Origin of the sequence: Microcystis sp. LE19-10.1B, assembly GCF_027530565.1 — a bacterium.
Taxonomy (GTDB): domain Bacteria; phylum Cyanobacteriota; class Cyanobacteriia; order Cyanobacteriales; family Microcystaceae; genus Microcystis; species Microcystis aeruginosa.
The window spans coordinates 1-12,889 of the sequence record NZ_JAPZQM010000046.1; the positions used below are offsets into that span (position 1 = coordinate 1).

The following is a 12,889-nucleotide window of genomic DNA, read 5'->3' on the forward strand; positions in this document are numbered from 1 at the left end:
CTTTTAAAATAAAGCTTTTGACCTGTTAAAGTCCGATGTTAGTGCAAGAAAATAGGATTGGGACTTTCAAAAACCTTGCATTATCCTTCTTGTAGTACATCGCTTGGTACAAAAAACAAGGGCAACAAAGCCTGAAACGACCGGCTCCTGACGACCGGCTACTGACTCCTACCCCCAGGAAAAACTTTTTCAGCAGACCCTAGGTAGGCGTTAAAAATTATCAGACACCACCCTTATCAAGGGTAGGGTTGATTCATGAATCAACCCTACCTTGAATCAACCCTACCTTGAATCAACCCTACCTTGAATCAACCCTACCTTATCAAGGGGGGCAGGGAGGATCGAACCTAAAATCCATTTTTAATTTAATTATAACCAGCTACTTATACCTCAAATTCCCCTACTGTAAAGCAATCGCCATCGCTTCTTGGGGAATTTGCCGGTAAATTGGTTTTAAAAATTGTTCTATGGCATCTGATTCGGGGGCAGCGAGGGGAAAATTGCCTAAAATGTCGAGAATGGTTTGATTTTCATTCCCCGGCGTAATCACAACGAGGGAGGGATCTAGCTCCTCATCGTACTGCCAAAAGCGATCGATAGTGCTGTCGGGGGCAGTTTTTTCGACTACTGTGGGGGGTTCACTGACTGCTAAAGGTTGATTATCAGAGGAATAGGAGCGTTTTTCCCGTAAAGCTTCCAGAATTTGGCTTTTGCTTCGGCCGCGCAGTTGCAAAAGCAGGAAGGGATCGACAATAAAACGATCACCCAATTGATAATATACTGCTCCTATATGTTTGCAGGGGTTGGCTTGATCGGGACAGGTGCAACGGGAGCGAATATCGGCCAGGGAAAAGGGAAATAAATTCACCCCACTATCAATAAAAACACGCTCGATATTATCGGGCATTTGTCCGGTGAGCAATTGAGCGGAATAAATGGCTTTTTTGGAGAGAAGCTTAATAATATAATCCCATTCTTCATCACTAAAAGCCGCTAGGGATAAATCCACTATATAAGGCTCTGGTTCACTGCCTTGTACTCTGGCAATAACTTGCGAGTCTTCAAAGTCAATACTTAAAACATTGCCCTCTCTAGCGTACAGTCTAGCTCGTTCCAAGCGTTTTTTAAAGCGATAGGAATCGAGTAGTTCTAGCCATTTTTGTACCCACCAAGCTTGTTCTGTCATTTTTTATTTCGCCAATTCAAAAATGAAACACATCAACCTTAAGAGTTGACAGAGAAAGGCTCATCAGGTATATTCTGATCTTTAACAACAACAAATCAGACCCAAAAACGAAGCCCTCAACATCTTAACATAGAACAAAGAAACTTGCTCTACCAACTTGGTCAAGAGGTAAATTTATCTCAACGGCAAATAGCCGTCTTGCTGGGATGTCATGTCATCTATGAAGCAGAAACCCAAATTGTGAGTTTTGGGAATCGCCGTCCGTTTTACGGCGGTCAGGATGTCAAGAAACCATCTACAAAATTTGGGAGAGGGGATTAAACGAGCATACTAATGGACTGTTAAGACAATTCTTTCCCAAGAAAAGGAATTTTAAAATCCTTAAGCCAGAGGAAATAGAAAGAGCCGTAAACTTGATTAACAATCGTCCTCGATAATGTCTTGACTATCGTACCCCGAATGAGCTATTATGTGATAGCTCAGACAGTGATGAAATTCAGAATTGAATTGGCAAGATGTACACAAAAACGAGGATTTTAGGTATGAGGACAGAACACAAAAATCCACAATTAAATTGTCATAAATTAGCAGAAGTCTTTTTATCAAATCCCTTAATTGAAGATTGCTATTTTATGGTACGAGAGGATGAATTAGTCGCCTATATCGTTTCCTCTGGAGCTTGGAATTCTGAACAATTGTCCTCCGATTTACAGTCTCAGTTACCGGACAATCTTCTACCTAATATCTATGTGCAGATTTCCAGTTTACCCTTAACCGATAGCGGTGATGTCGATGAAACTGCATTAAAGAATATTGAAATTATCGATGATCATCAAGTTCAGAAAACAGAAGAAAAACTACGCTCTTTGTCAGATATTGATCAAGTTGCCGCTGTCATGACTTCCAAAAAAATCAAAATTTTACCCCTACATCTATCGGACTTATTGCCCTTAAAAATAGAGAAAAAAAATGATCATCAAAAATCTGAAACCCCGATTCATCTGGGGATTCACACTTCTAACACTCAAGCTGGAATCAGTCACGGACAGCTTTTAGAAGAATCTGAACTTCAACCGAAAACCTTGGCAGAAATCCTCCAAAAAGCTGCTGAAAATCATTCAAATAAAGGGATTATTTATATTCAATCTAATGGATTGGAAGTTTTTCAGTCTTATCAACAATTATGGGAAGACGCTCAACAAATACAAGCCGGATTACAAAAGCAGGGTTTACAAGCTCAAGATAAAGTGATTCTTCAGCTATCGGAAAACTATGATATTATTTCCGCATTTTGGGGGTGTCTTTTAGGGGGATTTATTCCTGTTATTATTTCAGTGCCACCCAGCTATAAAGATTTTAATAATGAAATTCATAAAATATCTCAAGTTTGGCAGTTGTTAGATGAACCTATTATTATCACAAATCAATCCCGTCAGCAAGAGATAAAATATTTAGAACAATGGTTGCCTAATCAACCCTTAAGCTTGAGTTTTATTGAAGAATTAAAAACTCATTCTCCCCATCAGCCTCCTATTGGTCAACCGGATGATATCGCGTTCTTTAATCTCACATCAGGCAGTACAGGAATACCGAAATGTATCTCATTAACCCATAAAAATGTCATCTCTCGTGCGCGAGGAACAAACATAATTTGTGAACATCAAAACGACGATATTATTCTTAATTGGCTTCCTTTTGATCATATTGGAAGTATTTCAGACTGGAATATTCGCTGTGTCGAGTTAGGATGCCAAATGGTTTATGTTCAAACTGAATATATATTAGGTCGTCCTTTGAATTGGTTAGATTTAATTGATCAATATCGAATTAGCCATAGTTGGGCTCCTAATTTTGCCTATAATTTGATCAATGAAGCTTTAAAAAAAGAACCGGATCAAAATTGGAATTTAGATTGTGTCAAATTCTTTTTAGCAGCGGGTGAAGCCGTTTCTGGTCAAGCAGTTGGAGAATTTATTAACACCCTTCATCTTCAATATAATCTGAAAAAAACGGCGATGCGTCCTGCTTTTGGGATGGCAGAAATGGGTTCAGGGATTACCTATTATCAGCCTACAGAACAACAGCCATTACTCTTTCATACGGTTGATAAATCCTCCTTGAATTCTTCCTTAAAACGAGTCCATCCTGAACATCCCAACGGTGCAACCTTTACGGATTTAGGATTACCCATTCCGGGTATATCGATTAGAATTGTTAATACTGATAATTCCCTATTACCAGAAGAAACCATTGGTCATTTACAAGTTAAAGGAGATGCAGTTTCACCGGGGTATTATAAAAACCCAGAAGCGAATCAAGACGCTTTCTTAAAAGATGGCTGGTTTAAGACAGGAGATTTAGCATTTATTAGTAACGGTCATTTAGTCATTACTGGAAGAAGTAAAGAAACCATTATTATTAATGGAGTGAATTATTATAGCCATGAAATTGAAACTGTAGTGGAAACTATTGAAGAAGTAGAAGTGTCCTACACCGCCGCTTGTGCTGTTTATGATCCTAGGAATAGTACCGATCAATTAGCTTTATTTTTTAGTGTAGAAACCTTTGACCACCAGCATCTAGCGGAACTTCTGAAAAAGATTAGACGAAAAGTAATTAACAGTTTTGGCGTTAATCCTGAATATTTAATCCCCTTAAATAAAACTGAAATTCCTAAAACTTCCATTGGTAAAATTCAGCGATCGCAATTAACAAAACGGTTTGGAAATGGAGAATTTAATTCTATTTTAAAAGAAATAGATATTTTGTTAGAAAATGCTCAAACCCTTCCTGATTGGTTTTACCAGAAAGTTTGGAAACCTCGATCTCCAGTTAACTTAAAACCAGAACTTTCCAAGTATTGTACTTTAATTTTTCTGGATTGCTTGGGTTTAGGAGCATCTTTAGCAGAAAAAATCCAAGGTCAAAACTTACCCTGTATCACGGTTTTAGCAGCGGAAGAATTTTCTCAAATCAGTCAAAATTGCTATACCCTCAGACCCGGGACAGCCAATCATTATCAACAGTTAATGGCATCTTTATCCGAGCAAAAAATTATCCTTGTCAATATTATTCATCTGGGTACTTATCAAGACTATCAGGGAGAAATTTCAACAATTGAACAGTTAGAAAAAGCACAAGAAAAAGGGACTTATGATTTATTATTCCTAGTTCAAGCCTTAGCTAAAACTCATGATTTTAACTCAAAAATTCAATTGCTATTTGTTTCTAGTTATAGTCAATTTGTCATAGAAACCGATGAAATTGCCTATGAAAAATCTCCAGTTTTAGGACTGATCAAAACCCTAGCTCAAGAACTTCCTTGGTTAAATACTCGTCATGTTGATTTACCCCTGGATCAAACCGAAATTAATGTCAGTTATCTGCTGCAAGAACTATCCGTTTTATCCAAGGAAAGAGAAATTGCCTATCGCAACGGGAAACGTTTAATCGCAGGTTTGGAAAAAGTCAATTTACTTCAACACAGCCAACAGGAATTACCCTTTAAATCAGGGGGAATTTATCTGATTACCGGAGGACTAGGAGGGATTGGCAGACAAATTGCTCAGTATTTGCTCAAAAATTATCAAGCTCGTTTACTGTTAATTGGAAAAACACCTTTACCAGAAAAACACCTTTGGAGTGAGTACCTCAAAACCGAAGATCAATTATCCTTAAAAATCAAAAATCTCCAAGCTTTAGAAAACCTTGGGGGAGAAGTAATTTATCAAGCGGTAGATGTGGCTAATTTCCCTCAAGTTAAACAGACTGTAGAACAGGTAAAAAGACAATGGCAAGGAGAACTTAATGGGGTGATTCATCTGGCTGGAATTTACAAAGATTGTTTACTTCTGGACGAAAATCAAGAGGGTTTATCGACAATTCTTCGTCCTAAAGTAATAGGAACTTGGGTTTTACATCAACTCCTCAAAGAATCTCAGGGAGTTTTTATTAGTTTTTCTTCCTTGGCTAGTTTTTTTGGAGGAGCGGCTTTGGGTTCCTATGCGGCGGCTAATAGTTTCCTTGAGTCTTTGAACAGCTATCAAAAATATAAGAATTTGTTCCCCAGTTATTGTTATAGTTGGACAACTTGGCAAGAAACCGGGATTAGCCAAGGTTATCAGATGCAATACATAACCCGATCTCAAGGGTATTATGATATGACAGTACGGCAAGGTTTAGACTCATTTCTAACCAGTTTATATCACAACCAAAGACAATTAATAATCGGTTTAGATGGGAGTAATAGCAAGATTAATCGTTTCACATCTAGGTCTGAAGGATGCCAAAAGTTAACGGCTTATTACACCCGTAAATCTACAGTTCAATCGGTCAATCTACCTAATCATGTTAGTCTAAAAGATCGATTTGGAACGTCCTATAAATGTCCCCTGGTGCTGCGGCAATCCCTCCCTATCAAGGATAATGGAGATATTGATAAGCGGCAATTACTCAAGGAACTCCAAGGCAAAGAAAATAACGAATTGATAGCACCCAGAACGGAAGCTGAACGTCAAGTTGCTAACATTTGGCAAAAGGTGTTAAATTTATCTCAAATTGGAATTCATGACAATTTCTTTGAACTAGGAGGACATTCTTTACTGGCGAGTCAAGTTATTTCTCGTTTACGGGATGTTTTCTCGGTAGAATTGTCTTTGCACAGTTTATTAGAATACCCCACCGTTGCCAGTTTAACTCAAACGATTGAGGTGCTTAATGTAGCCAAAAATAGTCACAGTCTATCCAAAAGTGGTAAAGTTATGACAACAGCCGCAGAAAATTATGAAGAAGGAGAATTATGAAAATAGGTTAACTAAAATTTAAGCTTTTCAGAACCCTTTTGGGAAAAAATGTAAAAAATTGTATCCATCACTAAAATTTATCATCCAGAATATGCTATAAATAGTCTCGGTTTAAAACAGTCTTTTTGTGGAGTATGTAAGCGGTTGCTCCCATAGCAACTGACTTTAACAATAACCACTGACTCCTCGCCATTGATAACCTTTATTTGTGCGATAGTGTTTAGTCTTTGAGGGTATTTAAATTTATGAGAACCGTTGATTATATCTCTAACAGTAGCTCTAGCTTGAGCTACTGAACCCAGCCAAACATCACCCCCCCCATTCCAAAAATACCAGAACATCAATTAGGGAAAAGGATACTATTAATGAAAGTCGCAGAATTTTTATCTTACTTAAATAGTTTAGACATCAAGCTTTGGCTTGAGGAAGAAAAGTTAAAATATCAAGCTCCCCAGGGAGCGATGACACCGGAAATTAAGCAAGAAATCGGCACAAGAAAACCAGAAATTCTCACTTTTTTAAGAAGCGCAACAACACCGTCTAAACCCCTTGAATCGGTTATTGATCCCGTTGCCAGAACTGAAGAGTTACCTCTATCTTTTGCTCAACAGAGAATGTGGTTTCTCTATCAGATGGATCGGCAAAATCCAGCTTATAATGAAGCTCTAACCATCCGTTTAACGGGACGCTTAAACATTGATATTTTAGAGCAAACGATTAATGCTATTATTCAACGGCATGAGAGCTTACGCACAAGCTTTCCAATGGTTGAAGGAAAACCTATTCAAAAAATTGCTCCATCTCTGAAGATTAAATTATTAGTTGTTAATTTAAAAGATATCCCCCAAGAGCAAATTGACAAACAGATTATTGAAGAACTACAAAAACCCTTTGATTTAACCCAATCTCCCCTATTACGATGTACTCTGTTTGATCTGGGATATGAAAATTATATTTTAGTCAACGTTTTCCATCATATTATTATCGATGGTTGGTCAAAGGGCATTTTATTTAAAGAATTATCTAAATTTTATCAAGCACTTTTATCCAATTCAACCGTAGATTTACCCGAATTAGCCATACAATATGCGGATTTTGCGGTATGGCAAAGACAATGGTTACAAGGTGAAATCTTAGAAAATCAGTTAAATTATTGGAAAAAACAATTAACGGGTGCCCCTCCTTTATTAGAACTTCCAACCGATAAACCCCGTCCAGCTACTGCCAATTTTCGAGGTCATAGTATCTCGTTTCAAATTGACTCAGAACTCACAGAAAAACTGAAACTTTTGAGCCAAAAGTCGGGGGTGACTTTATTTATGACATTACTGGCTGCTTTAAACACTTTACTCTTTCGTTATAGTGGTCAAGATGATATTTTAATCGGGACACCCACCGCCAACCGAAACCGACAAGAAATTGAACCTTTGATTGGTTTTTTTGTCAATACTTTAGTGCTGCGGAATTCCCTAGAAGGAAATCCGACTTTTTCGGGATTATTACAGCAAGCTCGCAATGTTGTTTTAGAAGCGTATGCTAATCAAGATGTCCCCTTTGAGCAAGTGGTTGATGGGTTAGAAATCGAACGAAGTTTAAGTTATAATCCCTTATTTCAGGTAATGTTTGCGCTGCAAAATGCCCCTCTCAATGCTTTAAAATTACCCAATTTAAAAGCTCAATATCTAGCCGTCGAAAACCAGAGAATTAAATTTGATCTCAGCTTATTTTTAGAGGAAATAGAGACGGAAAAAGGCTCTTATTTAGAAGGTTTTTGGGAATATGATGGCGACCTATTTACCCCAGAAAGAATTACCCGCATGGTAGGTCATTTCCAAACTTTATTAAAGGGGATTGTAGCCAATCCTCAGCAAACCATCGGGGAATTACCGTTACTGACTGAATCGGAAAAACAGCAATTATTAGTAGAATGGAATCAAACTCAAACGTCTTATCCTGATCATTACTGTATTCATCAGTTATTTGAAGAACAGGTTGTTAAAACACCTGATGCTATAGCGGTCATCGATGGAGAAAAATCTTTGACCTATGAACAGTTAAATCAAAAAGCCAATCAACTCGCTTATTATTTGCAAAACTTAGGCGTTAAAACCGAGGACTTAGTAGGAATCTGTATCGAGCGTTCTGTTTTGATGATCATCGGACTTTTAGGCATTCTTAAAGCGGGTGCAGCTTATATTCCTTTAGATCCGAACTATCCATCAGAACGTCTAGCTTATATGTTAGAAGATTCTGCCGTATCGGTGTTATTAACTCAGGAAAACTTAGTTGACACTTTACCCAACTATTTAGGAACAATATTTTGTTTAGATCAGGATGGGAAAATTCTTGATCATCATCCGCAAGATAATCTCCTCCATCCGATGACATCTGAGAATTTAGCTTATGTCATTTATACTTCTGGTTCCACTGGAAAACCCAAGGGAGTTTTAATTCAACATCAAAGTTTATTAAACCTAGTTTCTTGGCATCAAAACGCCTTTGATATTACAACAATTGATCGAGTCACTCAATTAGCTGGAATTGCCTTTGATGCTTCAGTTTGGGAAATTTGGCCTTATTTAACAGCGGGGGCGTGTCTGGCGATTGTTCCCCCAGATTTGCTAACATCACCGAAACAACTGCAAGAGTGGTTAATTGCCAAAAAAATCACCGTTTCTTTCTTACCCACTCCTCTTGCAGAAACCCTAATTCCCCTAGATTGGTCTCCCAATTGTCTATTAAGATTAATGTTAACTGGAGGAGATAAACTCAATGATTTTCCCCCTACCTCCATTCCCTTTACATTAGTCAACAACTATGGTCCGACTGAAAATACTGTTGTTACAACATCTGTTAAAATAACCCCAGATTTATTAACCGAAAAAGCACCGCCTATTGGTCGTCCCATTAGCAATACTCAGGTCTATATTTTAGATCAATATCAACAACCTGTACCGATTGGAATTCCAGGAGAATTATACATTGGTGGTTCAGGATTAGCTAAAGGATATCTCAACCGTCCAGAGTTAACCGATTCTAAATTTATTGCCAATCCTTTTAGTCAAAAACTCAGTGATCGCCTTTACAAAACCGGTGATTTAGTTCGTTATGGAAACGACGGACAAATTGAATTTGTGGGTCGCATTGATCATCAAGTTAAGATTAGAGGTTTTAGAATTGAATTAGGGGAAATTGAAACCGTTCTCAATCAACATCCCCAAGTTAAAGAAGCGATTATTATTGCCAGAGAAGATCAACCCGGCGTTAAACGTTTATGTGCTTATGTGATTGCCTCTCAAAACTTAACTGTTTCTCAATTGCGTCTATTTTTGCAAGAAAAGTTACCTCAATATATGGTTCCTGCTTTCTTCGTTTTGTTAGACGCTTTTCCCCTAACCGCTAATGGTAAAATTGATCGTTGCGCTCTCCCACAACCTACACTAGAATTAGAGGATGAAGCTGCCCTCAATCTCAGTCCAGGTACAGAAAAAGAACGCATTCTCGCTGCAATTTGGCAAAGGGTTTTAGGACTTAAAAATATTAGTATTAACGATAACTTTTTTGAGTTGGGAGGAGATTCTATCTTAGCCATTCAAATTATTGCTCAAGCTAATCAAGCGGGATTACAAATTACTCCTAAACAATTATTTAGTCATCAAACTATCGCTCAATTAGCCACCGTAGCGGAGCGAGTTTCGGTTAATCAAACCACACAGGATTTAGTCATCGGTCACGTCCCCTTAACTCCGATTCAAAAATGGTTTTTTGAACAAAACTTGCCCGAACGTCATCACTTTAATCAATCTATCTTGTTAGAGGTTCCCAATAATCTACAACCAGATTTATTAAAAAAAACTATTTCTAAATTACTCTATCACCATGATGCTTTGCGGTTACGGTTTGTTCATAAAGGGGAACAATGGCAACAAAATCACAGCGATGATTGCAATAATTTTGCTTTTGAAAAGGTGGATTTATCCCATCTATCTTGCGATGAACAATTAACCAAGATGGCAGAAATTTCCGAGGTTCAACAACGGGTACTCAACTTAGAGGAAGGTCCCTTAATGGCGGTGGTTTTCTTCGCCTTGGGTGAGAGTGGAAAAATGTTAATTGTAATTCATCATTTAGCAGTAGATGGAATTTCTTGGCGGATTATCCTCGAAGATTTCGTCACTATTTACCAGCAATTAGAAAACCAAAAGCCCCTGCAACTTCCTCCTAAAACCAGTTCTTTTAAAACTTGGGCTGAGGAACTGCAAAACTATGCTAAAACCCCAGAATTTTACGCTCAATTCAAGTATTGGCTAAACCGTGAGTTTCCCTCAATTTGTCCTCTTCCTTTAGACCGTCAAGGTGAAGCTCAGTCCAACATTGTTGCCCATGCAAAAACGGTCTCTTTCACCTTAACCGAAGAACAAACCCGCTTACTCTTACAGGAGGTTCCGCAAGCTTATAACACCCAAATTAATGATATTCTATTGACCGCTTTAGTCCAAGCTTTCGGTCATTGGACAGGAAATTATGGACTTTTGCTTGACATGGAGGGTCATGGAAGAGAGAATGTAATTGAATCCGTAAATTTATCTAGAACTGTGGGTTGGTTTACCAGTATTTTTCCCGTCTTTTTGACCTTAGAAAATCTTCACCATCCCGGTGAATGTCTCAAGTCCATTAAAGAGCAATTACGACAAATTCCGAATCGGGGATTTGATTATGGAATTGGATATTATCTGAGTTCAGATTTAACGATTCAATCCCCGTTAAAAAACTATCCAAAAGCTCAAATTAGCTTTAATTATTTAGGTCAATTTACCAGCCATCAAATCGGCGAGATAGGCTGGAAATTATCTCAAGAATCCAGTGGTTCCATTCATAGTCCTTTGGGAAAACGTTCCCATTTAATTGCGATTCATGGAATTGTGGTTGATGGGCAACTTGATATAGAATGGCAATATAGTGAAAATTTTCATCATCAAACAACGATCAAAAATTTAGCTGCTGCCTATCGAGATTCTTTAGAAAGCCTGATTAACCATTGTTTATCGGTAGAAGGAGGCTATACTCCATCGGATTTTCCCGATGCGGATCTTAATCAGGTAGAACTAGATGAACTGCTTTCAGAACTTGATTTTTAACCTCAACTTAATGTTTAACCCTCCTGCTTGATAACAACTATGCCATCACCTAATCTTCCCAGTGAAATTGAAAATCGTAAAAGCGAACATCTGCGAGTTTGTATCGAAGAAGATGTAGAGTTTCAACAACTTACAAACGGTTTAGAAAAATATCGTTTTACCCATTGTTGTCTTCCTGAACTTGACCGTAGCGATATTGAACTGGGGACAACCTTTTTGGGGAAATCTCTAAAAGCTCCAATTCTCATCTCTTCCATGACCGGAGGAACAGAATTAGCCCATTTAGTCAATACTCGATTGGCAACGGTCGCTCAACGTTATGGTTTAGCGATGGGGGTGGGTTCTCAACGCATTGCACTCGAACAACCGGAATTAGCGCCGACCTTTGCAGTCCGTTCTCTGGCGCCAGATATTCTCCTGTTAGCGAATTTAGGGGCTGTACAGTTAAATTACGGCTGCGGTTTAGAAGACTGTTTAAAACTGGTGGAATTATTAGAAGCTGATGCTTTAATTCTGCATCTCAATCCTTTACAAGAATGGGTTCAATCGGAAGGCGATTCCAATTTTAAAGGGTTACTCGCTAAAATCGAGCAAATTTGCGCTCAATTGCCCGTTCCCGTCATCGCCAAGGAAGTCGGAAATGGCATCTCTGCGGTGACGGCCAAACAATTAATTGAAGCCGGAGTCGCTGCGATTGATGTGGCTGGGGCCGGAGGCACGTCCTGGGCTAAAGTCGAAAGTCAAAGAGCCAAAGACAACAGACAAAGGCATCTCGGACAAGTTTTTGCCGATTGGGGTTTGCCTACGGCTGAATGTATTACTGCCATTCGGTCTATGAATTCAACCATTCCTTTAATTGCTTCTGGAGGCTTAAAAAATGGCTTAGACCTTGCCAAATCCATCGCTTTAGGAGCCGATTTAGGAGGGTTGGCTCGACCGTTTCTCGTAGCAGCGATTGAATCAGAAGCCGCCGTTGATGAGTTGGTAAAATTTTTAATTGCTGAACTTGAAATTGTTTTATTTTGCACCGGAAATCCTAATTTATCCGCCCTTAAAAATTCAGGAGCCTTAAAACCATGTTAAAGTTTTCAATGGAATTGTGTTATCCCCAGCTTGATGTCAAAACCTTAAGCGTTGGCACTTTGGGTCCAAAAGAAACCAGTAGTGAACAAACCTTAAATTATCTAATTTCTCAATGGAAATTACAACAGATTTCGGTTAATAGTCATTTATTTGATAGCTTTACAGATTTAAAAGAATCTTTACTCGACAATCAGATAGATTTGGCGTTAGTACCCCATGCCTATGAAAGAATTAATGATTTCTACATGGAACCGAGTTTTAAACTAGGTTTTATCTTCACCTATCCCACACCCGTTTACGGATTAGCCAAGCGAAAAAATGAAGGAATCGTTTTAGAAAACTGTACCCTAGTTACTCATCCCGCTCCTCTTCCTTTACTTCCCTATTTATTACCTAGCGACCTGAATCAAAACAAGATTAAAATCAAATTTGTCAATTCTACCAGTGTTGCCGCTATTCAAGTTAAACAGGGGTTGGCAGATTTAGCCATTACCAATGAAAATGCCATCCGAGAACATGATTTAGAATTTATTTCACAATATGGTAAAATTGAGATGAGTTGGTCTTTATTTCACAAACAGGAAAACACCATGATTCAAAGTATTTATTTACCTGTGCATACCTAAAAAAGCTCCCTATCCGATGAAAATAGTTGCCTTCATCACAGAAAAATAATTGAG

General features: G+C 38.2%; 6 protein-coding genes and 1 pseudogene. 6 read left to right on the forward strand and 1 reads right to left on the reverse strand.

Annotated features, from left to right (window positions below):
* Positions 1 to 400: 400 nt before the first annotated feature.
* Entirely contained in the window at positions 401 to 1,186 is a 786-nt protein-coding gene (locus O9332_RS01645; RefSeq protein WP_288023388.1) for an SWIM zinc finger family protein, read from the reverse strand.
* 144 nt (positions 1,187 to 1,330) lie between these two features.
* Here O9332_RS01645 and O9332_RS01650 point away from each other — a divergent pair, with 144 nt between their 5' ends.
* The 6 genes and pseudogenes from O9332_RS01650 (at position 1,331) to O9332_RS01670 (ending at position 12,835) form a co-directional block, all read left to right on the forward strand.
* Positions 1,331 to 1,507: a hypothetical protein gene (locus O9332_RS01650; RefSeq protein ID WP_288023389.1), complete on the forward strand. Its 177-nt coding sequence runs from the start codon at positions 1,331 to 1,333 to the stop codon at positions 1,505 to 1,507.
* Positions 1,477 to 1,692 (forward strand): annotated as a pseudogene (locus O9332_RS28275) (transposase); the annotation flags it as partial. The gene O9332_RS01650 and the pseudogene O9332_RS28275, both read left to right, overlap by 31 nt.
* A 36-nt stretch (positions 1,693 to 1,728) precedes the next feature.
* Positions 1,729 to 5,988: a non-ribosomal peptide synthetase gene (locus O9332_RS01655; RefSeq protein WP_288023391.1), complete on the forward strand. Its 4,260-nt coding sequence runs from the start codon at positions 1,729 to 1,731 to the stop codon at positions 5,986 to 5,988.
* A 365-nt stretch (positions 5,989 to 6,353) separates the two neighbouring features.
* Positions 6,354 to 11,126, forward strand: coding sequence for a non-ribosomal peptide synthetase (locus tag O9332_RS01660; RefSeq protein WP_288023392.1), 4,773 nt, complete (start codon positions 6,354 to 6,356; stop codon positions 11,124 to 11,126).
* Between the two features lie 39 nt (positions 11,127 to 11,165).
* Entirely contained in the window at positions 11,166 to 12,209 is a 1,044-nt protein-coding gene (fni, locus tag O9332_RS01665) for a type 2 isopentenyl-diphosphate Delta-isomerase (protein ID WP_288023393.1), read from the forward strand.
* On the forward strand, positions 12,203 to 12,835 hold the full coding sequence (locus tag O9332_RS01670) for a LysR family transcriptional regulator (RefSeq protein WP_002762083.1): 633 nt from the start codon (positions 12,203 to 12,205) through the stop codon (positions 12,833 to 12,835). Before fni ends, O9332_RS01670 begins: the two co-directional genes overlap by 7 nt.
* Positions 12,836 to 12,889 lie beyond the last annotated feature (54 nt).

Coding starts and splice junctions, on each gene's coding strand:
- O9332_RS01645 (WP_288023388.1), bottom strand. CDS start 1,186: ATGACAGAACAAGCTTGGTGGGTACAAAAATGGCTAGAACTACTCGAT.
- O9332_RS01655 (WP_288023391.1), top strand. CDS start 1,729: ATGAGGACAGAACACAAAAATCCACAATTAAATTGTCATAAATTAGCA.
- O9332_RS01660 (WP_288023392.1), top strand. CDS start 6,354: ATGAAAGTCGCAGAATTTTTATCTTACTTAAATAGTTTAGACATCAAG.
- fni (WP_288023393.1), top strand. CDS start 11,166: ATGCCATCACCTAATCTTCCCAGTGAAATTGAAAATCGTAAAAGCGAA.
- O9332_RS01670 (WP_002762083.1), top strand. CDS start 12,203: ATGTTAAAGTTTTCAATGGAATTGTGTTATCCCCAGCTTGATGTCAAA.